The sequence below is a fragment of the Burkholderia sp. D-99 genome (assembly GCF_011605345.1).
In the GTDB taxonomy this organism is placed as follows: domain Bacteria; phylum Pseudomonadota; class Gammaproteobacteria; order Burkholderiales; family Burkholderiaceae; genus Burkholderia.
The window spans coordinates 1-23,262 of record NZ_JAAOXM010000018.1 but is presented as its reverse complement, the minus strand read 5'-3'; the positions used below and the strand labels follow the sequence as shown (position 1 = coordinate 23,262).

Below are 23,262 nucleotides of genomic sequence, written 5' to 3'. Positions count from 1 at the left end.
CTTGCGGGGGTGTTGCTGTGGATTGTGGAGTGAGGTGGGGGAGATGTACCAGCATCCAGACACCACCATCAGTCACCATCCCTTGGTCTATATATCAATAGTTCACCCTCCGCCACCTTAGTAGGGGGCGTAAGGGCACGCGGCCTTGTCGAGCCATTCCTGCGTTACGCTGAGCGAGTGCCCCCTGCCGTAGCTCGCGGCTTGTCCGACCGCCGACCAGCCCCCAATCGCTTTAATGATCTCGTCTGGACAGCGGGCTTCTCGTAGGCGGTCGGCCATTGTGTGCCTGAGTTCATGGGCCGAATGATTGAGGCCGCTATCACGCATCCATTTCCCGATTGCGGCGGATGCTGCATTGGCGTTGCACTTGAGGGCCGATGTGTATCGGGGGAATGCAAATCGCTGTTCCGATTGGGCGGACTCCTTGACGCGTTTTGCTGCCCACAGGGCGAATCCCACGAGCGGGACATCTCGCGGACTGTTTCCCTTCGCGCCGCCCTTTACCGAACGCCAATCCCGATGGCGAATGGCAATATGCGGGACGTCCGCATCGAGCACGATGTCGTCCAAAGCCAGCCCCGCGACCTCAGCAAGCCGCGCTCCCGTATCCGCCAGCAATGCGACAATCCACCGGATGTCATCGTCCGCAGCTTGGCAGAGTGACAGCAGTTTTCTCAGCTCTGCTGGTGTGAAGGGCTCGCGCTGCTTCGTGTCCTCCCCCTCGTTTGGGATACGCACCTTGCGGAACGGATTGGAGCGGTCCATTTCATGCTCCGTGAAGTAGAGTGACATTGCCGCTGTGATCTGATTCAGCACACGCCTGATACTTGATGTCCGAAGTCCGGCTTTGGCCAGTCGTTCAACGAAGGTCCGGGCATCGCTGCGTCTTAAGCGGTCGACCGGTATATCTCCCACGACGGCAATGAGGTAATCGAATGATCGCGTCGCGTGGTATCGAAAGCGCCGGTTATAGCGGTTTGGGTTTGAGTGCAAGTAGAACCGCAAGACATCACTGATGTACGCAGGGTCCTCGCTGGCCTGAACTAGTTCTTGCAGAGCTGCATGGGATGATCGCTTAATTGCCAACCGAAGTAAGGCAATGGCGGTGCTGATCAAGTTTCGTACTGCCGCTTTATCGCGGTCATCATTCTTATTCTTTTCGAATGGGGTAGACGCGAGCCCCAAGCGCTCATCCGTCGCTCGCGTCTCTTGGCGGTGGTCTTGCGCCCATTGCTCAGCTTCTTCGCGGGTATCAAAGGTCTTTGACTTCCCGTCTGATAGCCATACCCGGGCTTGAAATCGCCCGCTTGGGAGTTGTCGAATGCTCGGCACCGGTGCCTCTTCGATGGACTGTAAGAGGCGCAAGGTAGCAACGAGTGGGGGCCTTGCATAAGCCCCTGGGGTATAGTGGAAAACCGCTTGTAGCAGGGCAACAATCCTCTAGTGGAACACTTAGGATTCGATGCTCCCGCCCACCCCGTGAAGCCAAAAAATTCAACCCGCACCGACTCCGAAAGCATCTCAATTCGCTATCATCAGGAGGCCGCTCAGAGGGCGGCAGGTGCGTCCAGATTTTGTACTAGTTTTGTCTCTGGTTTTTTGCTCGGTTGCCTAACCGATTGATTCGAAGGAAGAAGTGAGCCGCGCTGTTAGAACGGGTAGTTCTCGGCGGCGATGCCGGCCTTGGTCAGCGCATTGAACAGGGTGGACTTGCCGACGTTGGGCAAGCCGACGATGCCGCATTTGAGACTCATGGAATCCTTCGGACGGGTAAGGCGGCGCGGCCGGACAGGGCACGGCGGCGCGGGAAAAAAAGGGCGGCCGGCGCTTGGGACGCGGCGGGCCGACGGTCAAAGGCGCTATTGTACCGTGCCGACGCCCTGGATTCCGGGCCGGCGCCGAACGGCCGATGCGGCGGGCCGCCGCGCCGCCGCATCGGCCTGCGATTCTGCTGATTTCCCGCAAAGTCCGGCCGCGTAAGGGTTTGGCCCCGCGGCTATAATGCCCGGCATGACTGCCCACCACTCCTTCGACGTCGCCGTGGTCGGCGGCGGGCTCGTCGGCAAGACTGCCGCGCTCGCGCTGACCCAGTCCGGCTACAAGACAGCCTTGCTCGCCCAGCCGGCCACGCCGCGCCCCACCGATCTCGTGTTCGACACGCGCGTGTACGCGCTGTCCTCCAGTTCGCAGGCCTTGCTCGAGCGGCTGCGGGTCTGGCAGGCGCTCGACCATGGCCGCCTCGCACCGGTCTACGACATGCGCGTGTACGGCGATGCGCACGCGGAACTGCATTTCTCCGCGTACCAGGCATCCGTGCCGCAGCTCGCGTGGATCGCCGAGTCGTCGCTGGTCGAGGCGTCGCTCGACGCCGCGCTGCGGTTCCAGCCGAACCTCACGTGGTTCGACGCGCGCGCGCAGGGCTTCGACGTGCGCGACGACGCGGCCGTGCTCACGCTGTCGTCGGGGCAGGTGCTGGAAGCGGATCTCGTCGTCGGCGCGGACGGCGCGCATTCGTGGGTGCGCTCGCAAATGGGGGCCAAGGTCGAACGGCGCGACTACCGGCAAACCGGTGTCGTCGCGAACTTCAAGGCATCGCTGCCGCATCGCGAGACCGCCTACCAGTGGTTCCACGAAGGCGAGATCGTCGCGCTGCTGCCGCTGCCGGACGGCCATGTGTCGCTCGTCTGGTCCGCGCACACCGCGCATGCGGACGAATTGCTCGCACTCGATCCGGCGCAACTCGCGGCCGAGGTCGAGCGCGTGTCTCATGGCCAGGTCGGCACGCTCGACTGCGTGACGCCGGCCGCCGGCTTCCCGCTGGCGCTGCAGACGGTCGACAAGCTGATCGCGCCGCGCGTCGCGCTCGTCGGCGATGCCGCGCACCTGATCCACCCGCTCGCGGGGCAGGGGATGAACCTCGGGCTGCGCGATGTGGCGGCGCTTGCCGACGCGATCGCAGGCAAGGAAGGCTTCCGCAACCTCGGCGATACGGTGCTGCTGCGCCGCTACGAGCGTTCGCGCCGCGAGGACATCCGCGCGCTGATGGTCGCGACCGACGGGCTGCAGCGGCTGTTCGCCGTGCCGGGCTCGCTCGCGAAGGCCGTGCGCAACGCGGGCATGGCCTTCGTCGGCGCGCAGCCGCTCGTGAAGCGCTGGCTCGTGTCGGCCGCGCTCGGCTGATCGAACCTTCGGCCGCTTCACCGGTCGGACACGGTTCCGTTACGGCGTACACTGTGCCGTGCACACCGATTGAGCTGAAGGAAGATTTCGATGAAAAAAACGATCCGCATCGCGTCGCTGGCGCTGGCCGTCACGATGGCGACGCTTGGCTGCACCGCGCAGGCCGACCAGACCACCGACAAGCTGAAAGCCACGCTGCAGGCCCGCCTCGGCAACGACGCGCCGATCAAGAGCGTGTCGAAATCGCCGGTCGCGGGCCTTTACGAAGTGAACCTCGGCACGCAGATCATCTATAGCGATGCGGCGGGCGACTACGTACTGCTCGGCGATCTCGTCGACACCAAGACGCACAAGAACCTGACCGACGCACGCCTGTCCGAAATCAACAAGATCGACTTCGCGAGCCTGCCGTTTGCGAATGCGATCAAGGTCGTCAAGGGCAACGGCGCCCGCAAGATCGCGGTGTTCTCCGATCCGAACTGCCCGTACTGCAAGAAGCTCGAGACGACGCTGCAGTCGGTCGACAACGTGACCGTCTACACGTTCCTGTACCCGGTGCTGTCGCCGGATTCGACCGCGAAGTCGAAGGCGATCTGGTGTGCGACCGATCGCGCGAAAACGTGGGAGGGCTGGATGCTCGACCATCGCGCACCGTCCGGCGCCGGCACCTGCGATACCACCGCGCTCGACAAGAACCTCGCGCTCGGCCGCGGGATGAACGTGACGGGCACGCCGACGATCTTCCTGCCGGACGGCCGTCGCCTGCCGGGCGCAGTGTCGGCCGACCAGCTCAACCAGGCGCTCGCCTCGAGCAAGTAACCGACCACACGCCGGGCACATGGCCCGGCCAGCGAGGGGCGCCCGCATGATCTGCCGGCGCCTCTCTTCGTTTTCGCCGCCGTATTCGACCGACCGATTGCCACGATGACCCAGCCGATCCGCTATTCGATTGTCCCGAAAGATCTTGCCGCGCACCTGTTCGAAGTGTCGGTGACGGTCACCGATCCCGACCCCGAAGGCCAGCGCTTCTCGCTGCCGGTGTGGATTCCGGGCAGCTACCTCGTGCGCGAGTTCGCGCGCAACATCGTGACGCTCGGTGCGTTCAACGACGCGGGCCGCAAGGTACGGATCGCGAAGACGGACAAGCACACGTGGCAGGCCGCACCCGTGAACGGCACGCTGACGCTGCGCTACGACGTGTATGCATGGGACCTGTCGGTACGCTCCGCGTATCTCGACGACTCGGGTGGCTTCTTCAACGCGACGGCCGTGTTCCTGAGCGTCGCCGGCCGCGAGGACGCGCCGTGTGAAGTCGACATCGTGAAGCCGACCGGCGCGGCGTTCCGCGCGTGGCGCGTCGGCACCGCGTTGCCCGAGGCGCGCGGTACGAAGCGCTACGGGTTCGGCGCGTACCGCGCGTCGAACTACGACGAGCTCTCCGACCATCCGGTGACGATCGGCGAATTCGCGCTTGCGACGTTCGACGCGCACGGCGTGCCGCACGACATCGTGATCGCGGGGCGCGTGACGCAGCTCGACATGGAGCGGCTGCGTACCGACCTGAAGCGTGTATGCGAAGCGCAGATCGCGCTGTTCGAGCCGAAGTCGAAGAAAGCGCCGATGGACCGCTACGTGTTCATGACGCTCGCGGTCAGCGACGGCTACGGCGGCCTCGAGCATCGCGCGTCGACCGCGCTGATCTGCAACCGCACCGACCTGCCGGTGAAGGGGCGGCCCGAAACGGCGGAAGGCTATCGCACGTACCTCGGTCTCTGCAGCCACGAGTACTTCCATACCTGGAACGTGAAGCGCATCAAGCCGGCGGCGTTCGTGCCGTACGACCTGACGCGCGAGAACTACACGTCGCTGCTGTGGCTGTTCGAAGGCTTCACGTCGTATTACGACGACCTGATGCTGGTGCGCAGCGGGTTGATGTCGCAGGACGAATATTTCGCGGCGCTCGGCCGCACGGTCGGCGGTGTGCTGCGCGGCACGGGCCGGCTCAAGCAAAGCGTCGCGGAAAGCTCGTTCGACGCGTGGATCAAGTACTACCGCCAGGACGAGAACGCGACCAACGCGATCGTCAGCTACTACACGAAGGGTTCGCTCGTCGCGCTCGCCTTCGATCTTGCGATCCGCGCGCAGACGCGCAACAGGAAGTCGCTCGACGACGTGATGCGCCTGCTGTGGCAACGCTACGGTCGCGACTTCTACCGCGGCAAGCAGGCGGGCGTCGAGGAAAACGAAGTCGAGGCACTGATCGAAGAGGCGACGGGCGTCGCACTCGGCCGTTTGTTCGCCGATGCCGTGAACGGCACGCGTGACCTGCCGCTCGCCGAGTTGCTCGCACCGTTCGGCGTGACGCTCACGCCGGATGTCGCGAGCGGCGCGGCCGCGAAGCCGACGGTCGGTGCGCGCCTGCGCGGCGGCGCGGATTGTACGTTCGCGGCTGTCTACGAAGGCGGCGCCGCACATCGCGCGGGGCTGTCGGCGGGCGACACGCTGATCGCGGTCGACGGGCTGCGCGTCACGGGCACCAACCTCGACGCGCTGCTCGCGCGCTACCGGCCAGGTGACAAGGTCGAGGTTCACGCATTCCGCCGCGACGAACTGCGCACCGCGAAACTGAAGCTCGACGGCCCCGAAGTCACGCGCTACCGGCTGACGGCGGCCGCGAAGCCGGCTGCCGTATCGAAGGCCCGGGAGGCCTGGCTGAAGGGTTGAGCGTACGAAGGCGGGTATCGGGGCGCGATCGAGGATTGTTCTGTTGTTGCAACAATCCGTCGCTTTGAACCCGCTTTTTCGCAGTCATGCGGCCACGCACAATGGCGTCACTCGCGCTACCGAAGCGCAACCCTACTGGAGCCTGACATGACGACCATTCTGCAAATCAATTCCGCGGCGCGTTCGCAAGGTGCGCAATCCACGCTGCTGGCCAACGAACTGACGGCAAAGCTGCAACAATCGAACCCCGGCGCGAAGGTCGTGGTTCGCGACCTGCTGGCCGATGCGCTGCCGCACCTCGACGAATCGGTGCTCGGCGCGTTCTTCACGCCGGCCGACAACCGCACCGCGGAACAGAATGCGATCGTCGCGAAGAGCGATGCACTGGTCGCTGAACTGCAAGCCGCCGACATCATCGTGATCGGCGCACCGATGTACAACTTCGGCGTCTCGTCGCAACTGAAGACGTATTTCGACTGGATCGCCCGCGCAGGCGTCACGTTCCGCTACACCGAAAACGGTCCGGAAGGCCTGATCAAGGGCAAGAAGGTTCACGTGGTGACGGCCCGCGGCGGCAAGTACCTGGGTACGCCGAACGACAGCCATACGCCGTACCTGCGCTCGTTCCTCGGTTTCATCGGCTTGACCGACGTGAACTTCATCCATGCTGAAGGCCTGAACCTCGGGCCGGATGCGCAGAGCGCCGCGCTGGCCGGCGCACGCGAAGCGATCGCTGCAGCGTAAGGAAGGTCGACGCGGGTGCGACGCACCTGCTGCATCGCCCGAAAAAAACGCCGCGTCCCCGAAAGGGGCGCGGCGTTTTTGCATGGTGGGGACGAAAGCGGGAAGCGGAACGCGGTTACGCGAGCGTTTCTGCCACTTCCGGCAGGCGCCAGTCGATCGGTTCGCGGCCTGCATCGACCAGATAGTCGTTCGCGAGCGCGAAATGGCGGCAACCGAGGAAGCCGCGGTGCGCGGACAGTGGCGACGGATGCGGTGCCTCGAGCACGCAATGCGCGCTTGCGTCGAACAGGGCGCGCTTCGCCTGCGCGTGTGCGCCCCACAGCATGAAGACGAGCCCGCGATGGCGGCCGGCGAGTTCGCGGATCAGCGTGTCCGTGCACTGCTCCCAGCCGCGCTTCGCATGGCTCGCGGCCGCACCGCGCTCGACCGTCAGCACCGTGTTGAGCAGCAGAACGCCCTGACGCGCCCAGGTGTCGAGGCAGCCGTGGCGCGGCGTGTCATGACCGAAGTTCGCGGCGATTTCCTTGAAGATGTTGCGCAGCGAGGGCGGCGTGCGCACGGCGGGCGGCACGGAGAATGCGAGCCCGTGCGCCTGCGGCGTGCCGCGATCGTCGCCGTGATACGGATCCTGGCCGAGGATCACGACTTTTACGTCGTCCGGGCTCGTCAGGCGCAGCGCGCGGAACACGTCGGTCGGATAGACCGCCTTGCCGGCTGCGCGCTCGTCGTCGACGAAGCGGCACAGCGGCGCGTACGCGTCGCTGTCGGTGAACGGTTTCAGCACGTCGCGCCAGACAGTCGGCAGCGCGTCGAATTGCGCGGCGAGGTGCGGAACGTTGGCGGCGACAGGCTGCGGTGCCGCCGGTGCCGGTGCCGGTGCCGGTGCCGGAGCCGGTGCAGCGGTTTTCTTCGCGGGTTTGCGCCCGGCCGCGGGCGGCTCGGAAGCCGCGGCCGGAATATCGGCCGGTGCCGTTTCCGGCACGGGATCGTCGAACAGCGACGCCTGTTGCGGCGCGCGGGAAGTCTTGCGGGTTGCCATGCGTGATGCGTGTTATTGCGCGCGCAGCCGGTAGCCGCGCTGCGCCTTGCTGATGTTGTCGGGAGCGAGGCCCGGCAGCGCTTGCTGCAGTTCGGCGGCGAGCGTTGCGAGCGCCGCTTCCGGGCCGTCGATCAGTTCGAGTTCGATTTCGCTGATCGGTTCGCGGCGCGTTTCGTGTTCCGCCTGGACGACGATCTCGCCGAGGTCCACCGCGGCTTCGACGGTTGCGCCGCCGATTGCGATGCGCCACAGCGTACGCGAAAAATCCGTGCGGAACAGCGCGGACAGTGTGCCGGCCGCGTCATTCAGCGCGGCAGCGGCTTCCGGTACGTCGCAGGCCGCGACGAGCGCATCGATCTCGAGTGCGTCGCCGGCGACCGGCAGTTCCCATTCGTGGCGGCGATGCAGGCCGCCTTCCGCGCTGCCGACCGTCTTGAACGTCTGCAGCCAGCCCTGCGGCGCGCGGCGCACGCGCACCGCGCTCTTCGAGCGGGCGAGCGCGAGATCGGGCGTGTCGTAATAGACGTTCGCGAGCGTGATGTCGTGACCGGGTTCGCCGGTCAGCGTCTCGAAGAAGTGCCGCGCGGCGTCGGCCTGGCCGGCCGGCAGCGCGAGCTTGATTTCCTTTTCGATCGCCATCAGAAGAACATCCGTGCGAGTTCCTCGCCCGGCTGGTCGGCGCGCATGAATGCTTCGCCGACGAGGAACGTGTTCACGTTCGCCGCGCGCATCGTGTCGACGTCGATACGCGACAGGATGCCCGATTCGGTCACGACGATCCGGTCTTGCGGAATCATGTCGAGCATGTCGAGCGTGGTCTGGATCGACGTCTCGAACGTGCGCAGGTTGCGGTTGTTGATGCCGAGCAGCGGCGTCTTGAGTGTCAGCGCCTGTTCCATCTCGTTGCGGTCGTGTACTTCGACCAGCACTGCGAGGCCGAGCGAGTGTGCATACGCTTCGAGATCCTGCATCAGCGGAGTGTCGAGCGCGGCGGCGATCAGCAGGATCGCGTCCGCGCCCATCGCGCGCGCTTCGATGATCTGGTACGCGTCGACGATGAAGTCCTTGCGCAGCACCGGCAGCGTGCAGGCCGCGCGCGCTTCCTCGAGATAGCGGACGCTGCCCTGGAAGAACTGCTCGTCGGTCAGCACCGACAGGCACGCAGCGCCATGCTCCGCATACGAACGCGCGATGTCGGCCGGCACGAAATGCTCGCGCAGCACGCCCTTCGACGGGCTCGCCTTCTTGATTTCGGAAATCACGGCCGCGTGGCCGGCCGTATGCTTCGCGCGCAGTGCGCCGACGAAGTCGCGCAGGTCGCGCGCGGATGCTTCCAGTTTCAGTGCCTCGAGCGGCGCGCTGCGCATGGCCGCCGCGACTTCTTCGCGCTTGACGGCGATGATTCGGTCGAGAATGTCGCTCATGTGGATTCCTGCTTGATTCGTAAGGGGAGTCAGCGCTTGAACTGCTGCGTGAAGCGCACGAGTTCATCGACTTTCGCGCGGGCCTTGCCGCTCGAGATCGCTTCGCGGGCGAGCTGGATGCCGTCCGCGATCGATTCGGCGACGTTCGCCGCGTAAAGCGCGGTGCCCGCGTTCAGCGTGACGATCTCGCGCGCGACGCCCGGCTGGTTGTCCAGCGCGCCGAGCAGCATCGTGCGCGATTCGTCGGCATTTTCCACCTTCAGCGTGCGGTTCGACACCATCTGCAGGCCGAAATCTTCCGGATGTATCTCGTATTCGTGCACCTTGCCGTCGCGCAACTCGCCGACGAGCGTCGCCGCGCCGAGCGATACCTCGTCCATCCCGTCCTTGCCGTACACGACGAGCACGTGCTGCGCGCCGAGACGCTGCATCACGCGCACCTGGATGCCGACGAGGTCGGGGTGGAATACGCCCATCAACTGGTTCGGCGCGCCGGCCGGATTGGTCAGCGGGCCGAGGATGTTGAAGATCGTGCGCACACCGAGCTCGCGGCGCACGGCCGCGATGTTCTTCATCGCCGGGTGATGGTTCGGCGCGAACATGAAGCCCATGCCCGTTTCGGCGATCGACGCGGCCACCTGGTCGGACTGCAGGTCGATGTTCACGCCGAGCGCCTCGAGCACGTCGGCGCTGCCGGACTTGCTCGATACGCCGCGGTTGCCATGCTTCGCGACTTTCGCGCCGGCCGCGGCCGTGACGAACATCGATGCGGTCGAGATGTTGAACGTGTGTGAGCCGTCGCCGCCGGTGCCGACGATATCGACGAAGTTCGAGTTGTCCTGCACTTCGACGTGGTTGGCGAATTCGCGCATCACGGTCGCGGCGGCGGCGATCTCGCCGATCGTCTCCTTCTTCACGCGCAGCCCGGTGATGATCGCGGCCGCCATCACGGGCGACATGTCGCCGCGCATGATGAGCCGCATCAGGTGCAGCATCTCGTCGTGGAAGATCTCGCGGTGTTCGATCGTGCGCTGCAGCGCTTCCTGCGGGGTAATCGTCATCGTGAGGCTCCCGTCAGGCGGCTTGCGCGGTTGCGGCGCGTGCCTGTTTCAGGAAATTCTCGAGCAGCGCATGCCCATGCTCGGACAGGATCGATTCCGGGTGGAACTGCACGCCTTCGATCGGCAGCGTCTTGTGGCGCACGCCCATGATTTCGCCGTCGTCGGTCCAGGCGGACACCTCGAGGCAATCGGGCAGCGATTCGCGCTCGATCGCGAGCGAGTGATAGCGCGTGACTTCGAAGTGCTTCGGCAGGTCGGCGAACACGCCGCGGCAGTCGGTTTCGATCTTGCTCACCTTGCCGTGCATGATGGTCTTCGCGCGCACGACGCGGCCGCCGAATGCCTCGCCGATCGCCTGATGGCCGAGGCAGACGCCGAGGATCGGCTTCTTGCCCGTGAATTCGCGCAGCACGTCGAGCGTGATGCCCGCGTGCTGCGGGTTGCTCGGGCCGGGCGACAGGCAGATCGCGTCGGGATTCAGTTGCGCGATCTCGTCGAGCGTGATTTCGTCGTTGCGGTAGGTGCGCACGTCCTCGCCGAGTTCACCGAAGTACTGGACCAGGTTGTAGGTAAACGAGTCGTAGTTGTCGATCATGAGCAGCATGGTCAGTCTCCGGTCAGAAGTCGCTATCGAGGCCGTCCTGGACCTGTTCGGCCGCACGCAGCACCGCGCGCGCCTTGTTCTCGGTCTCTTGCCATTCGGATTCGGGCACCGAATCCGCGACGACGCCGGCCGCCGCTTGCACATACAGGTTGCCGTTGTGGATCAGGCCGGTACGGATCGCGATCGCGAGATCCATCTCGCCCGAGAACGACAGGTAGCCGACGGCGCCGCCGTACAGCCCGCGCTTGACCGGCTCGAGCTCGTCGATCAGTTCCATCGCACGTACCTTCGGCGCGCCGGACAGCGTGCCGGCCGGGAACGTCGCGCGCAGCACGTCGTAGTTCGTCATGCCGGGCTTCAGCTTGCCTTCGACCGAGCTGACGATGTGCTGCACGTGCGAGTATTTCTCGATGACCATCTTGTCGGTCACCTGCACCGAGCCGATCTCCGCGATGCGGCCCACGTCGTTGCGCGCGAGGTCGATCAGCATCACGTGCTCGGCGATCTCCTTCGGATCGTTGAGCAGCTCGGTCGCGAGTTCCGCGTCGCGCTCGGGCGTGTTGCCGCGCGGGCGCGTGCCGGCGAGCGGACGGATCGTGACGATCTGGTCTTCGCCGCGCTTTTCCTGGCGCACGAGGATTTCCGGCGACGCGCCGACCACGTGGAAATCGCCGAAGTTGTAGTAATACATGTACGGCGACGGGTTCAGCGAACGCAGCGCGCGATACAGCGACAGCGGATTGTCGCGGTACGGTTTCGTCAGCCGCTGGCCGACCTGGATCTGCATCAGCTCGCCGGCCGCGATGTATTCCTTCGCCTGGCGCACGGCGGCCAGATAGTCGTCCTTCTTGAACTCGCGGAACGTTTCGGTACGCACGCTCGCCGACGTGACGGGCGGCTGCACGGTCGTGCGCAGGCGCTGCTTCAGTTCGCGCAGGCGCTGTTTCGCCTTCGTGTAGGCTTCGGCCTGGCTCGGGTCCGCGTAGATGATCAGGTACAGCTTGCCGGCGAGGTTGTCGATGACCGCGACTTCCTCGGTCAGCAGCAACTGGATGTCGGGCAGGCCGAGATCGTCGTGCGGCGCGGTGTTCGCGAGCTTCTTCTCGATGTAGCGCACCGCGTCGTAGCCGAAGTAGCCGGCGAGACCGCCGCAGAAGCGCGGCAGGCCCGGGCGCTGCGCGACCTTGAAGCGCGCCTGGAACGATTCGATGAACTGGAACGGGTCGCCGTCGTGCGTCTCGACGACCTGGCCGTCGCGCACGACTTCCGACACGCCGTTGCGGGTACGCACGAGCGTGCGGGCAGGCAGGCCGATGAACGAATAGCGGCCGAAACGTTCGCCGCCGACCACCGATTCGAGCAGGAACGAGTTGGCGCCCGCGCGTTCGGGCTGGGCCAGCTTCAGGTAGAGGGACAGCGGCGTTTCGAGATCGGCGAGGGCTTCCGCGATCAGCGGGATGCGGTTGTAGCCTTCGTTCGCGAGCGATTGGAATTCGAGTTCGGTCATGTTCCGGTCCTGTTCGGGACGAGCGGCGCGTGCGCCAGGGATCACTTGACGCTGCGCGGGTTGCCGTCGGCGAAAGGGCGGTCGATCGAGAAGTGCCTGTTGCCGGCCGGCACTCCGGGCGTGAACGTCGCGAGCCTGCGGCCGATCCTGAACGCAAGCGTTCGGACACGGTGGAACTCGAGGTGGTGCGACGATCGGCGCGCGGATGCGCAGCGAGATAAAAAACGGCGCTGAAGACGTGCTTCAGCGTACCTCATCGAAGAGGTTAGCGCGACCAGCGACGCCAGGGCCAGGCTCCCCGGTCGATGCTGCTCAGACTCCGTTTTTTATTCAGAAACATGCAGATGGAAGAAATAATCAGAGGGTTGGCCGGCCGGTGTTGTGCGCGGTGATTGCGCGAGCTGCGACCAGCAACGAATCGACTATACCATCCGAATTTATCGTTTGTATAGCTTTGCCGTGGTTGTAGCCGTACGGCACTGTCAGCGTCGCCATCCCGGCCGCGCGGCCTGCCAGCGCATCGTTTTCCGAGTCGCCGATCGCGACCGCTGCGTCCGGTGCGACGCCGAGCGCGTTGCAGGCCGTCAGCATCGGCAGCGGATCGGGTTTCTTGCGCGCGACGCTGTCGCCGCCGAGCACGATGCCGAAGCGATCGGCCAACCCGTATTGCTCGAGCAGTTCGACCGCGAAGCGATGCGGCTTGTTCGTCACGCACGCAAGCCGGATGCCGGCCGCGCGCAGCGCGTCGAGACCGGCCGCCACGTCCGGATAGAGGCGCGTGTTGCGGCCGTTGATCTTCGCGTATTCGGTCTGGTAGATCGCCACCGCATCGTCGAAGCGTGCATGCGCTTCGTCGACCGTGAAGCGCGGCTTCAGCACGCTCTGGATCAGGTGTTCGGAGCCCTTGCCGATGTAGCCGATCACCTCGGCGCGCGACGTGGCCGGCGCGTCGAGCTGAGCAAGCATCCCGTTCAGGCCGGCCGTGAAATCGTCGGCCGTGTCGACCATCGTGCCGTCGAGATCGATCAGCGCCGCGTCGATGCGCGGCGCGGCGAAGCGGATCGGGGCGTTGTTCGTTGCAGCCCCGGCCGGTGCGTGCCCGGCGAGCGACGATTCGGTCATGGCGTCAGCTCCGTTCGACGGTGGCGAGCGCGGCGCGCATCTCGTCGATCACCTTGCGGTAGTCGGGCTTGCCGAAGATCGCCGAGCCTGCGACAAACGTGTCGGCGCCTGCCGCCGCGATTTCCGCGATGTTGTCGGTCTTCACGCCGCCGTCGACTTCGAGCAGGATCTCCCGGCCGGTGCGCTCGGTGTACGCGTCGATGCGTGCGCGTGCTTCGCGCAGCTTGTTCAGCGTTTCCGGAATGAACGACTGGCCGCCGAAGCCCGGGTTGACCGACATCAGCAGCACGAAGTCGAGGCGATCCATCACGTGGTCGAGGTAGTTCAGCGGCGTGGCCGGATTGAACACGAGGCCGGCCTTGCAGCCGTGGTCACGGATCAGCGACAGCGTGCGGTCGATGTGATCGGAGCCTTCCGGGTGGAAGCTGATCAGGTTTGCACCGGCCTTCGCAAAATCGGGCACGATCCGGTCGACCGGGCGCACCATCAGGTGCACGTCGATCGGCACCTGCACGTGCGGGCGGATCGCTTCGCACACGAGCGGGCCGATCGTCAGGTTCGGCACATAATGGTTGTCCATCACGTCGAAGTGGATCCAGTCGGCGCCGGCGGCGACGACGTTGCGGACTTCTTCGCCGAGCCGCGCGAAATCGGCCGACAGGATGCTGGGAGCGATACGGAATTGGGTCATGGCAGGGGAGCGGGGACGTTGCGGCGCAAAACCGCCATTCTACCGTCCGGCGACCCGGTGCGCGGCGGCGGGCCGTGCGGCCGAGGCCCGATTGCGCATAGAATGCCGAACCAATGCGGCGCGCCCGCGGCCCCGTTGCCCATGCCGGCACGGACAGTCATCTTCCAGCGGAAACACCATGAGTCAGTATCAGTTCACCGTTTCGGTGAAAACCAGCTACTTGCCGGAACAATCCGACCCCGATCGCCGTCAATACGCATTCGCGTACACGCTGACGATCCGCAACACGGGACAGGTCGCGGCGCAGCTGATCGCGCGTCACTGGATCATCACGGACAGCGAGAACCACGTGCAGGAAGTGAAGGGGCTCGGCGTCGTCGGGCACCAGCCGCTGCTGCAGCCGGGCGAGCACTTCGAATACACGAGCTGGGCCGTGATCGCGACGCCGGTCGGCACGATGCGGGGCGCGTACTTCTGCGTGGCGGAAGACGGCGAGCGTTTCGAGGCGCCGGTCGACGAGTTCGCGCTGCACATGCCACGCACACTGCATTGAGCGTGCGAAGCGCGTCAGCGCGGCTGGCGGTCGTTGTTGCCGCGGGCGTGCTTTTTTCTGCCCGACGACGTCCACACGACGATGAAGATCAGCAGGGCAAGCGCTACGAAGGCTTCGAGCGCGAAGATGAGCATCGGATATTGGTCGAGAAAATCTGACATGGCGGTTTCCATCAAGAACGGACATTGTATGTGGTTTGGGCCCCGGTTGGCCGGGTGGGCGGCAGCGGCTGCTGCTGCGGCGCTGCTTGCCGCGTGCGGAAGCGCACCGACGCGGACGTCGTCGCTGAAGCCGCCGACCGGCGCGGCGATCGTGCCGGGGCAGGTCGCCGCGAAGCGGCTCACGCCGGTGGCATGGCAGCAGGTGCCGGGCTGGCAGGACGATTCGCTGATCGGCGCGACGGCCGCGCTGCGGCAGAACTGCGTGCGGCTCGCTCGCCAGCCAGCCTGGCAACGTGCTTGTGCGGCTGCCGACCGGCTCGACGAGCTTGACGTCAGCAGTGCACGTGCGTTCTTCGAAACGTATTTCACGCCGTTCCAGCTCGCGAACACCGACGGTACGCTCGACGGGCTGGTGACCGGCTATTACGAGCCGCTGCTGCATGGGTCGCGCGTGCGCCGCGGTCCGTATCAGTACGCGCTCTACCGCTGGCCGGCCGGTTATCGCGCGGGCGCTGCGCTGCCGGTACGCGCGCAGCTCGAACGCGCGGGCATCCTGAACGGCAACGAACTCGTGTGGGTCGATGACCCGATCGAAGCGTTCTTTCTGCAGGTGCAGGGCTCGGGGCGCGTGCTGCTCGACGATGGTTCGGTGATGCGGGTCGGCTTCGGCGGCACCAACAACCAGCCGTACCGCTCGATCGGCAAGTGGCTGCTCGACCGCGGCGAACTGACACCCGCTCAGGCGACGATGCAGGGCATCAAGGCGTGGGCGAAGGCGAACCCGAACCGCGTCGACGCGCTGCTCGACACGAACCCGCGGTTCGTGTTCTTCCGCGACATGCCGACCAAGGAAGATGCACCGCACGGCGGCGCGGACGGCCCGATCGGCGCACTGGGTGTGCCGCTGACGCCGGAGCGCTCGATCGCCGTCGACCCGTCGTCGATCCCGCTCGGCACCCCCGTATTCCTGCAGACCACGCGCCCGCTGTCGAATACGCCGATGAACCGGCTCGTGTTCGCGCAGGATACGGGTTCCGCGATCAAGGGCGGCGTGCGGGCCGACTATTTCTGGGGGCTCGGCGACGACGCAGGCGATCAGGCCGGGCGGATGAAGCAGGTCGGACGGATGTGGCTGCTGTTCCCGAATTCGTGACTTGAGGCGGTACGGGTTGCCCGGATCGCCGCCGATGCATCAGACGCGGTATTCGTGGGCGCGACGGCGTGCGTGGGGTGCGCCGCTCTGATTGCGAGGGCGCCAGTGCGGTGTCGGTGTTCGTAATGCGCCTGTCGCGTCGACGGGTGCCCCAACGGCGTCCCGGAATGAAACAGCCCGATCGGCGTTGGCCGATCGGGCTGTTTCATTTGCAGCTGCGGATTCACCGCGCATCATGCACGGGCAGCGATTGCCGTCAGCCCTTGCGCTTGTCGACGACGCGTCGCGCCTTGCCGACCGAACGCTCGATCCCGTTCACGGGCAGCACGTTGATCACGGCCGTCACGCCGATCAGTGACTTGATGTCGTACGCGAGCGCCTGTTTTGCCGCATGGATCACCGCGGTATCGGGCGCAGTCTCCGGACAGGGCTCGACATTGAGCGTCAGCACGTCGAGCGGGCCTTCCTTCGTCAGTACGATCTGATAGTGCGGTGCGAGCGCGCGCTGCTTGAGCAGCTGCTCCTCGATTTGCGTCGGGAACACGTTGACGCCGCGCACGATCATCATGTCGTCCGAACGCCCCGTGATCTTCTCCATCCTGCGCATCGTGCGGGCAGTGCCAGGCAACAGCCGCGTGAGGTCGCGGGTCCGGTAGCGGACGATCGGCAGTGCCTCCTTCGTCAGCGACGTGAACACGAGCTCGCCGAGTTCGCCATCCGGAAGCACTTCGCCGGTGTCAGGATCGATGATTTCCGGATAGAAGTGGTCTTCCCAGATGGTCGGGCCGTCCTTCGTCTCGACGCATTCGGACGCGACGCCGGGGCCCATCACTTCGGACAGGCCGTAAATGTCGACCGCGTCGATGCCCATCCGCTGCTCGATCGCGACACGCATGTCGTTGGTCCAGGGTTCTGCGCCGAAGATGCCGATGCGCAGCGAACTCTGCACGGGATCGAGACCCTGGCGCTCGATTTCGTCGGCGATCGACAGCATGTAGCTTGGCGTCACCATGATGATGTCGGGCCGGAAATCCTGGATCAGCTGCACCTGCTTTTCGGTCTGGCCGCCGCCGAACGGGATCACGGTCAACCCCGCGCGCTCGGCACCGTAGTGCGCGCCGAGCCCGCCCGTGAACAAGCCGTAGCCGTAGCTGACGTGCACCTTGTCGCCGCGGCGTGCACCGGCGGCGCGGATCGAGCGCGCGACGAGATTCGCCCATGTGTCGATGTCGCCGGCCGTATAGCCGACGACCGTCGGCTTGCCGGTCGTGCCCGACGACGCATGAATGCGCGAGATCTGGTCCTGCGGCACCGCGAACATCCCGAACGGGTAACTGTCGCGCAGGTCGCTCTTCGTCGTGAACGGGAAGCGCGACAGGTCGGCGAGCGTCTTCAGGTCGTCGGGATGGACGCCCGCGTCGTCGAACTTGCGACGATAGACGGGGGAGTGATCATGCGCATGCCGGAGCGACCACTTGAGGCGTTCGAGCTGCAGCGCGGTCAGCTCGTCGCGTGAGGCGGTCTCGATCGGCTCGAGCGGTAGCGGGGTAGTCATGCATGTCTCCAGTGTTTGTTATGTGCGAGCCGTCGACGTCAGCGGTCTTCCGGGATGACCGTGCCCTTGATCTGGGCGGATTTGCCGCGAAACATTGCGACGGTTTCGCCGGTCTGGTTCGTGACACGGATGTCGTAGATGCCTTGGCGGCCGGCGCGCGCCTGCTCGATTGCCTCGGCCGTCAGCACGTCGTCGCCGTGCACGGGGCGCAGGAATTCGATCGAGCAGCCGGCCGCGACTGCGTTCACGTTGTACGAGTTGCATGCGAACGCGAACGTCGAATCGGCCAGCGTGAAGATGATCCCGCCATGGCAGGTCTGATGCCCGTTCAGGAATTCGGGCCGCACGCGCATTTGCAGGCGTGCGTAGCCGGCGCGCACTTCGGCGATTTCCATGCCGAACGCACGGCTGCATGCGTCGGCGTCGTACATGGCCCGCGCGGTGGCACGGGCGAGCGAATCGGGGTCGAGCGTGGCAGTGGCGTTGGTCATGTCAACGCCCCTCGAAGCGCGGTGCGCGCTTCTCGATGAATGCCTTTACGCCTTCCGCATAGTCGTGCGACTGGCCGAGCTTGCGCTGCAGGTCGCGTTCCTGGTCGAGTTGCTGGTCGAGGGTATTCGTGACGCTGTCGCGCATCGATTGCTTGATCGATGCGATCGCGAGCGTCGGCTGCTGCGCGAGCTGGGTGGCGAGCTGACGGACTGACGCAGCGAGTGTGTCGTCGTCGACCGCTCGCCAGATCAAGCCCCATTGCTCTGCCTGTTCGGCGCCGAGCTTGTCGCCGGTCAGCGCGAGCCCCAGCGCGCGCGCCATGCCGACGCGTTGCGGCAGAAACCATGTGCCGCCCGAATCGGGTACGAGCCCGATCTTGACGAAGGCCTGGATGAAACTGCTCGAGCGGGCGGCGAACACGAGATCGCATGCGAGCGCGAGGTTCGCGCCGGCGCCGGCGGCTGTGCCGTTGACAGCGGCGATGACCGGAATCGGCAGACCCTGCAGGCGGCGGATCAGCGGATTGAAGTGCTCGTCGATCAGGGAGCCGAGGTCGGTGGACGCGCCTGGCGTGAAGTCTAGATCGGCCAGGTCCTGCCCCGCGCAGAAGCCGCGCCCCGCACCTGTCAGGATCAGCGCGCGCGCGCCGGCCGCCTCGACATCATCGAGTGCCGACTGCAGCTCGCGATGCATCGCCCGCGTAAAGCTGTTCAGCTTGTCGGGGCGGTTGAGGGTAATCGTGGCCACGTTCGACGCGTGATCGATATCCAGCTGAATCGCCTGATAGGACATGCAGTGTCTCCTTCATGACTTCGTTATAGGCGCGCGGTGCGTTGCTTACACGCGCTCGATCGCGAGCGCGATACCCTGGCCGACGCCGATGCACATCGTACAGAGCGCAAAGCGGCCGCCCGTACGCTCGAGTTGGTGGAGCGCCGTGGTCACGAGCCGGGCGCCCGATGCGCCGAGCGGATGGCCCAGTGCGATCGCGCCGCCGTTCGGGTTCACGCGCGGATCGTCGTCGGCGACACCGAGCATGCGCAGGACCGCGAGACCTTGCGACGCAAACGCCTCGTTCAGCTCGATCACGTCGAATTGGTCGATGGTCATGCCGAGCTGGCGCAGCAGTTTCTGCGTGGCCGGCGCCGGGCCGATGCCCATCACGCGCGGCGCGACGCCGGCTGTCGCCATGCCGATGACGCGTGCGCGGCGGCGCAGGCCGTACTGGTCGGCTGCCTGTGCATTGGCGAGCAGCAGTGCGCATGCACCGTCGTTGACGCCGGATGCATTGCCGGCGGTCACCGAGCCGTCCGGGCGCACGACGCCTTTCAGCTTCGAGAGCGCTTCGAGCGACGTTTCGCGCGGATGCTCGTCGCGCGATACGACCACCGGATCGCCTTTCTTCTGCGGAATCGTGACGGCGACGATTTCGTCGGCGAGCGTGCCGTCCTGCTGGGCGCGCGCGGCCTTCTGCTGGCTGCGCAGCGCGAACAGGTCCTGGTCGGCGCGGCTGATGTCGTAGTCGACCGCGACGTTCTCGGCCGTCTCGGGCATCGAATCGACGCCGTACAGCTGTTTCATCAGCGGATTGATGAAGCGCCAGCCGATTGTCGTATCGTAGATGTCGGCCTGGCGCGCGAACGCGCTTGTGGCCTTGCCCATCACGAACGGCGCGCGCGTCATGCTCTCGACGCCGCCTGCGATCATCAGGCGCGCCTCACCCGCCTTGATTGCGCGCGCAGCAGTGCCGACCGCGTCCATCCCGGAGCCGCACAGGCGGTTCAGCGTCGTGCCGGGCACGTCGGTCGGCAGGCCCGCGAGCAGCGCCGACATGCGCGCGACGTTGCGGTTGTCCTCGCCGGCCTGGTTCGCGCAGCCGTAGATCACGTCGTCGATCACCGTCCAGTCGACGTCGCGGTTGCGCTCGATGAGCGCCTTGAGCGGTACCGCACCGAGGTCGTCGGCGCGGACATCTTTCAGGGCGCCGCCGTAGCGGCCGATGGGGGTGCGAATCGCGTCGCAGATATAGGCGTCTGTCATGGGCGTATCGATGAGCAGCGAACCCGCCGGGTGGCGGATTCGTTCATGGTAGAGAACGTGGCGGCGTTTGCACGTCGACCATTCGGGTTATGCAGGTTGGCCGGCTTCCGTGGGTGCCGCTTTCGGCGCAACATGGACGCGGCTTTGCACCACGCGGAACCGGTTGGCGACGAATGCCGGGTCGGCCAGCGCCGCGTTGGCTGCCGGGTTCGCGCCCGTGCCGTGGAAATCCGAGAACGCTGCCGACTGGTTCACGAATACGCCGCCCGTCAGGTTGATCGACAGCGCGACGCCACCGCGCACCGCCGCGTCGTGTGCGGCGTCGACGATGGCATCGTCGGTACTGTAGACGGAGAGCGTCAGCGCACCATGTTCCGCGGCGATTTCACCGGCGAGATCGAGCGATTGCGCGGTCGAGTCGGTCGCGATCACGAACGAGATCGGGCCGAACCATTCCTGCGTGAATTTCTCGCGATCGGTCACGTCGAGCTGCAGCACGAGCGGCGTGCGCACGCGGGCATCGGGGAACGCGGGGTGCTGGAGGGTAAGGCTGTCTGCGAGCACACGCCCGAGCTGGCGAGCGTCGTCGATGCGTGCGGCCACGCCTTCGTTTTGGATTGCGCCGATCAGTTCGACTGAGCGCGCCGGGTCGCCGGTGAGTTTTTGTACGGCAACGGCGACAGCCTGTGCGACTTCGTCGAAGCTCGCATGGCCGTCCGCCGTCCGGATGCCGTCGCGCGGCACGTAGATGTTCTGCGGTGCCGTGCACATCTGGCCGGAGTACAGCGCCAGCGAGAACGCGATGTTCTTGGCGGCGGCCTTCAGGTCGTCGGTCGAGTCGATCACGATCTGGTTGACGCCGGCCTTCTCGGTATAGACCTGTGCCTGGTGGGCATGGCGTTCGAGCCACGTGCCGTTTTGCGTGCTGCCGGTGAAGTCGATCAGCTTGATCTCGGGGCGCAGCGCGAGATCCTGAACGAGCGCGCCGTCGTTGGGTTCGGTCGCGAGGAGCGTGATGACGTTCGGATCGAAACCGGCATCGCGCAGCACGTCACGAGCGATCCGGACGGTGATTGCGAGGGGCAGGATCGCGCCCGGATGCGGTTTGACGATCACGGTGTTGCCGGTTGCCAGATCGGCGAACAGGCCGGGATAGCCGTTCCAGGTCGGGAACGTGCAGCAGCCGAGGACGAGCCCGGTGCCGCGGGGGACGATCGTGTAGCGCTTGTGCATCGCGAGGGGCGGGTTCTTGCCTTGCGGCTTTTCCCAGTGCGCATCGGCCGGGATGCGGCGCAGTTCGTCCCACGCATAGGCAACTGCCTCGAGCGCGCGATCTTGCGCGTGCGGGCCGCCGGCCTGGAACGCCATCATGAATGCCTGCCCCGTGGTGTGCATCACGCTGTAGGCGATCTCGAAGCTCGCACGATTCAGGCGCGCGAGGATTTCGAGGCTGACGCCGATCCAGGCGCTCGGGCCGGCTTCGCGCCATGAGCGTTGCGCGGCAGCAGCGGCGGCGATCAGTTCGTCGGGCGTCGACTTCGGATACCGGATGCCCAATGCAATGCCATACGGCGACCGCTCTGCGCCGACCGTTTCTCCAGACGCCGGCTGGTCGAGCGCGAACGTCTTGTCGAGGTGCGACTTGAACGCGGCCTCGCCATCTGCGTTCGCGCTTTCCCCGTACACTTTGGGGCTCGGCATTTCGACGAACGGGCTCCAGTACCCGCGGCTCTCGATGGCGGCGAGTGCGTGCTTCAGCGTGTCTTCGTGCTTCGTGAACAGTGCATGGGTCATGGCGGCAGCCTGATGGACGGTGAGAGGGGTTGGATCGATTAATTAACCGACCGGTTGGTCGGAGAATGGTAGCATCAAACTATTCGCATGTGCGAGGCGTTTCTCATTTCATTGATCGAGGAGAAATAGATGGCTTACGAGAACATCCTGGTGGAGACCCGGGGGCGTGTCGGGCTGGTTACGCTGAACCGTCCGAAGGCGCTGAATGCGCTGAACGATGCGCTGATGGATGAACTGGGTGACGCACTGAAGGCGTTCGATGCGGACGATGGCATCGGCGCGATCGTCGTGACCGGGAGCGAGAAGGCATTCGCGGCCGGCGCGGACATCGGCATGATGGCGACCTATTCCTATATGGATGTCTACCGGGGCGACTACATCACGCGCAACTGGGAGACGGTTCGCGAAATCCGCAAGCCGATCATTGCAGCGGTGTCGGGCTTTGCGCTGGGCGGCGGCTGCGAGCTGGCGATGATGTGCGACATCATCTTCGCGGCGGACACGGCCAAGTTCGGCCAGCCGGAAATCAAGCTGGGCGTCATGCCGGGTGCGGGCGGCACGCAGCGTCTGCCGCGCGCGGTGTCGAAGGCGAAGGCGATGGACATGTGCCTGACGGCCCGCTTCATGGATGCTGCCGAAGCGGAGCGCGCGGGGCTCGTGTCGCGCGTGCTGCCGGCCGACACGCTGCTCGACGAGGCGATTGCCGCCGCGGCGACGATTGCCGAGTTTTCGCTGCCGGCGGTCATGATGGTCAAGGAGTCGGTGAACCGTGCGTACGAGACGACGCTGGCCGAGGGCGTCCACTTCGAGCGTCGGCTGTTCCATTCGCTGTTCGCGACCGAAGACCAGAAGGAGGGGATGGCGGCATTCGTCGAAAAGCGGAAGCCGGTGTTCAAGCACCGCTGATTGCACTGCCCTGGGTAGGCGGCTAGTGTCAGGTCGGTATCGGTTGTCGGTGTGACAGCCTGGCCCGTCGAGCCCGAAGCCCCCGTGCGCGTCAGCGCACGGGGGCTTTTTCAAAATATTTTCACAAAGGGGCTTGCGTAGATGGGGGCGGGTGCTTAGAATCACGCCTCTTTCGCGCTAACGGAAACGCGGCGCGGAAGAGGGAAGCAGGGTTGGTGGTGTGCTGCAGTCTGGAGCACGCAACTGGCCTGGAAGTTGAACCCCGCAGTCGCAACGAAGTAGTTCAAAAAGTTGTTGACGATCTGCGAAACACGGTTCATAATCTCGCTTCTCTGCTGCTGAAAACGCAGCGCTGCTGAGAAACACGAAGTTCCTCGCAGAATGCTCTTTAAAAATTAACAGCCGATAAGTGTGGGCGCTTGATGGCAGCGAGCTGATCCTCGGATCAGATAGCGAAAGTATCAAGAGTCTCACACTAAAGTAAGTCAGGTTTATGAAGTGATTCATATTCC

Annotated in this window: 21 protein-coding genes and 1 pseudogene; 7 read left to right on the top strand and 15 right to left on the bottom strand. The window is 65.3% G+C overall.

From position 1 onward, the window contains the following. Positions 1–117: 117 nt before the first annotated feature. Together HAV18_RS36545 and HAV18_RS36540 are read right to left on the bottom strand one after the other, a co-directional pair. Entirely contained in the window at positions 118–765 is a 648-nt protein-coding gene (locus tag HAV18_RS36545; protein ID WP_166965509.1) for a tyrosine-type recombinase/integrase, read from the bottom strand. Positions 766–1,652: 887 nt separating this feature from the next. Beyond that, positions 1,653–1,754, bottom strand: a pseudogene (locus tag HAV18_RS36540) (GTPase); the annotation flags it as partial. Positions 1,755–2,001: 247 nt separating this feature from the next. On the opposite strand from HAV18_RS36540, the gene HAV18_RS36535 reads away from it, so the two are divergent. The 4 genes from HAV18_RS36535 (at position 2,002) to HAV18_RS36520 (ending at position 6,648) form a co-directional block, all read left to right on the top strand. After that, the gene (locus HAV18_RS36535; RefSeq protein ID WP_166965507.1) at positions 2,002–3,180 is read left to right on the top strand and encodes a UbiH/UbiF family hydroxylase; all 1,179 of its coding nucleotides are present in this window, start codon (positions 2,002–2,004) and stop codon (positions 3,178–3,180) included. A 90-nt stretch (positions 3,181–3,270) separates the two neighbouring features. Further along, complete coding sequence (locus HAV18_RS36530; RefSeq protein WP_166965506.1) at positions 3,271–3,999, top strand: DsbC family protein; 729 nt, start codon at positions 3,271–3,273, stop codon at positions 3,997–3,999. A gap of 105 nt (positions 4,000–4,104) precedes the next feature. Then, positions 4,105–5,904: a M61 family metallopeptidase gene (locus HAV18_RS36525; RefSeq protein ID WP_166965505.1), complete on the top strand. Its 1,800-nt coding sequence runs from the start codon at positions 4,105–4,107 to the stop codon at positions 5,902–5,904. 147 nt (positions 5,905–6,051) lie between these two features. Next, complete coding sequence (locus HAV18_RS36520) at positions 6,052–6,648, top strand: FMN-dependent NADH-azoreductase (RefSeq protein ID WP_166965504.1); 597 nt, start codon at positions 6,052–6,054, stop codon at positions 6,646–6,648. Between the two features lie 115 nt (positions 6,649–6,763). On the opposite strand, the gene HAV18_RS36515 is transcribed toward HAV18_RS36520, so the two are convergent. From HAV18_RS36515 to rpe, 8 genes are all read right to left on the bottom strand, one after another. Continuing rightward, the gene (locus HAV18_RS36515; RefSeq protein ID WP_166965503.1) at positions 6,764–7,687 is read right to left on the bottom strand and encodes a uracil-DNA glycosylase; all 924 of its coding nucleotides are present in this window, start codon (positions 7,685–7,687) and stop codon (positions 6,764–6,766) included. Positions 7,688–7,699: 12 nt separating this feature from the next. Beyond that, positions 7,700–8,326 (bottom strand): CYTH domain-containing protein, encoded by a 627-nt coding sequence (locus HAV18_RS36510; protein ID WP_166965502.1) that lies wholly within the window; start codon positions 8,324–8,326, stop codon positions 7,700–7,702. Continuing rightward, positions 8,326–9,111 carry an indole-3-glycerol phosphate synthase TrpC gene (gene trpC / locus HAV18_RS36505; RefSeq protein WP_166965501.1) on the bottom strand — a complete coding sequence of 262 codons (786 nt, stop codon included), beginning with the start codon at positions 9,109–9,111 and terminating at the stop codon, positions 8,326–8,328. The genes HAV18_RS36510 and trpC overlap by 1 nt, the downstream gene beginning before the upstream one ends. 29 nt (positions 9,112–9,140) lie before the next feature. Beyond that, positions 9,141–10,172 carry an anthranilate phosphoribosyltransferase gene (gene trpD / locus HAV18_RS36500; RefSeq protein ID WP_166965500.1) on the bottom strand — a complete coding sequence of 344 codons (1,032 nt, stop codon included), beginning with the start codon at positions 10,170–10,172 and terminating at the stop codon, positions 9,141–9,143. Between the two features lie 13 nt (positions 10,173–10,185). Further along, a complete protein-coding gene (locus HAV18_RS36495; protein WP_166965499.1) occupies positions 10,186–10,776 on the bottom strand; it encodes an aminodeoxychorismate/anthranilate synthase component II in 591 nt (196 codons plus the stop codon). A gap of 13 nt (positions 10,777–10,789) precedes the next feature. Continuing rightward, complete coding sequence (trpE, locus tag HAV18_RS36490) at positions 10,790–12,283, bottom strand: anthranilate synthase component I (RefSeq protein ID WP_166965498.1); 1,494 nt, start codon at positions 12,281–12,283, stop codon at positions 10,790–10,792. 357 nt (positions 12,284–12,640) lie between these two features. After that, positions 12,641–13,405, bottom strand: a complete 765-nt coding sequence (locus HAV18_RS36485) for a phosphoglycolate phosphatase (RefSeq protein ID WP_166965496.1) — start codon at positions 13,403–13,405, stop codon at positions 12,641–12,643. A gap of 4 nt (positions 13,406–13,409) precedes the next feature. Then, on the bottom strand, positions 13,410–14,096 hold the full coding sequence (rpe, locus tag HAV18_RS36480) for a ribulose-phosphate 3-epimerase (RefSeq protein ID WP_011883156.1): 687 nt from the start codon (positions 14,094–14,096) through the stop codon (positions 13,410–13,412). Positions 14,097–14,274: 178 nt separating this feature from the next. Between rpe and apaG the strand changes: the two genes are divergently transcribed. Continuing rightward, positions 14,275–14,649, top strand: a complete 375-nt coding sequence (gene apaG, locus HAV18_RS36475; RefSeq protein WP_011350820.1) for a Co2+/Mg2+ efflux protein ApaG — start codon at positions 14,275–14,277, stop codon at positions 14,647–14,649. Positions 14,650–14,730: 81 nt separating this feature from the next. Next, on the top strand, positions 14,731–15,963 hold the full coding sequence (locus HAV18_RS36470; protein WP_166965494.1) for a murein transglycosylase A: 1,233 nt from the start codon (positions 14,731–14,733) through the stop codon (positions 15,961–15,963). A gap of 256 nt (positions 15,964–16,219) precedes the next feature. Here the strand turns inward: HAV18_RS36470 and paaK are convergent, their stop codons facing one another. The 5 genes from paaK to paaN form a co-directional block, all read right to left on the bottom strand. After that, entirely contained in the window at positions 16,220–17,518 is a 1,299-nt protein-coding gene (paaK, locus tag HAV18_RS36465; protein ID WP_166965492.1) for a phenylacetate--CoA ligase PaaK, read from the bottom strand. Positions 17,519–17,556: 38 nt separating this feature from the next. Then, positions 17,557–18,009 carry a hydroxyphenylacetyl-CoA thioesterase PaaI gene (paaI, locus tag HAV18_RS36460; protein WP_166965490.1) on the bottom strand — a complete coding sequence of 151 codons (453 nt, stop codon included), beginning with the start codon at positions 18,007–18,009 and terminating at the stop codon, positions 17,557–17,559. A gap of 1 nt (position 18,010) precedes the next feature. Next, positions 18,011–18,802, bottom strand: a complete 792-nt coding sequence (paaG, locus tag HAV18_RS36455) for a 2-(1,2-epoxy-1,2-dihydrophenyl)acetyl-CoA isomerase PaaG (protein WP_166965488.1) — start codon at positions 18,800–18,802, stop codon at positions 18,011–18,013. A 45-nt stretch (positions 18,803–18,847) separates the two neighbouring features. Further along, the gene (pcaF, locus tag HAV18_RS36450; protein ID WP_166965486.1) at positions 18,848–20,050 is read right to left on the bottom strand and encodes a 3-oxoadipyl-CoA thiolase; all 1,203 of its coding nucleotides are present in this window, start codon (positions 20,048–20,050) and stop codon (positions 18,848–18,850) included. Between the two features lie 87 nt (positions 20,051–20,137). Next, positions 20,138–21,844, bottom strand: coding sequence for a phenylacetic acid degradation protein PaaN (paaN, locus tag HAV18_RS36445; protein WP_166965483.1), 1,707 nt, complete (start codon positions 21,842–21,844; stop codon positions 20,138–20,140). A gap of 129 nt (positions 21,845–21,973) precedes the next feature. Between paaN and HAV18_RS36440 the strand changes: the two genes are divergently transcribed. Beyond that, positions 21,974–22,750: an enoyl-CoA hydratase gene (locus tag HAV18_RS36440; RefSeq protein WP_059688475.1), complete on the top strand. Its 777-nt coding sequence runs from the start codon at positions 21,974–21,976 to the stop codon at positions 22,748–22,750. Positions 22,751–23,262: the final 512 nt, after the last annotated feature.

Coding starts and splice junctions, on each gene's coding strand:
- HAV18_RS36545 (WP_166965509.1), bottom strand. CDS start 765: ATGGACCGCTCCAATCCGTTCCGCAAGGTGCGTATCCCAAACGAGGGG.
- HAV18_RS36535 (WP_166965507.1), top strand. CDS start 2,002: ATGCCCGGCATGACTGCCCACCACTCCTTCGACGTCGCCGTGGTCGGC.
- HAV18_RS36530 (WP_166965506.1), top strand. CDS start 3,271: ATGAAAAAAACGATCCGCATCGCGTCGCTGGCGCTGGCCGTCACGATG.
- HAV18_RS36525 (WP_166965505.1), top strand. CDS start 4,105: ATGACCCAGCCGATCCGCTATTCGATTGTCCCGAAAGATCTTGCCGCG.
- HAV18_RS36520 (WP_166965504.1), top strand. CDS start 6,052: ATGACGACCATTCTGCAAATCAATTCCGCGGCGCGTTCGCAAGGTGCG.
- HAV18_RS36515 (WP_166965503.1), bottom strand. CDS start 7,687: ATGGCAACCCGCAAGACTTCCCGCGCGCCGCAACAGGCGTCGCTGTTC.
- HAV18_RS36510 (WP_166965502.1), bottom strand. CDS start 8,326: ATGGCGATCGAAAAGGAAATCAAGCTCGCGCTGCCGGCCGGCCAGGCC.
- trpC (WP_166965501.1), bottom strand. CDS start 9,111: ATGAGCGACATTCTCGACCGAATCATCGCCGTCAAGCGCGAAGAAGTC.
- trpD (WP_166965500.1), bottom strand. CDS start 10,172: ATGACGATTACCCCGCAGGAAGCGCTGCAGCGCACGATCGAACACCGC.
- HAV18_RS36495 (WP_166965499.1), bottom strand. CDS start 10,776: ATGCTGCTCATGATCGACAACTACGACTCGTTTACCTACAACCTGGTC.
- trpE (WP_166965498.1), bottom strand. CDS start 12,283: ATGACCGAACTCGAATTCCAATCGCTCGCGAACGAAGGCTACAACCGC.
- HAV18_RS36485 (WP_166965496.1), bottom strand. CDS start 13,405: ATGACCGAATCGTCGCTCGCCGGGCACGCACCGGCCGGGGCTGCAACG.
- rpe (WP_011883156.1), bottom strand. CDS start 14,096: ATGACCCAATTCCGTATCGCTCCCAGCATCCTGTCGGCCGATTTCGCG.
- apaG (WP_011350820.1), top strand. CDS start 14,275: ATGAGTCAGTATCAGTTCACCGTTTCGGTGAAAACCAGCTACTTGCCG.
- HAV18_RS36470 (WP_166965494.1), top strand. CDS start 14,731: ATGAAGATCAGCAGGGCAAGCGCTACGAAGGCTTCGAGCGCGAAGATG.
- paaK (WP_166965492.1), bottom strand. CDS start 17,518: ATGACTACCCCGCTACCGCTCGAGCCGATCGAGACCGCCTCACGCGAC.
- paaI (WP_166965490.1), bottom strand. CDS start 18,009: ATGACCAACGCCACTGCCACGCTCGACCCCGATTCGCTCGCCCGTGCC.
- paaG (WP_166965488.1), bottom strand. CDS start 18,802: ATGTCCTATCAGGCGATTCAGCTGGATATCGATCACGCGTCGAACGTG.
- pcaF (WP_166965486.1), bottom strand. CDS start 20,050: ATGACAGACGCCTATATCTGCGACGCGATTCGCACCCCCATCGGCCGC.
- paaN (WP_166965483.1), bottom strand. CDS start 21,844: ATGACCCATGCACTGTTCACGAAGCACGAAGACACGCTGAAGCACGCA.
- HAV18_RS36440 (WP_059688475.1), top strand. CDS start 21,974: ATGGCTTACGAGAACATCCTGGTGGAGACCCGGGGGCGTGTCGGGCTG.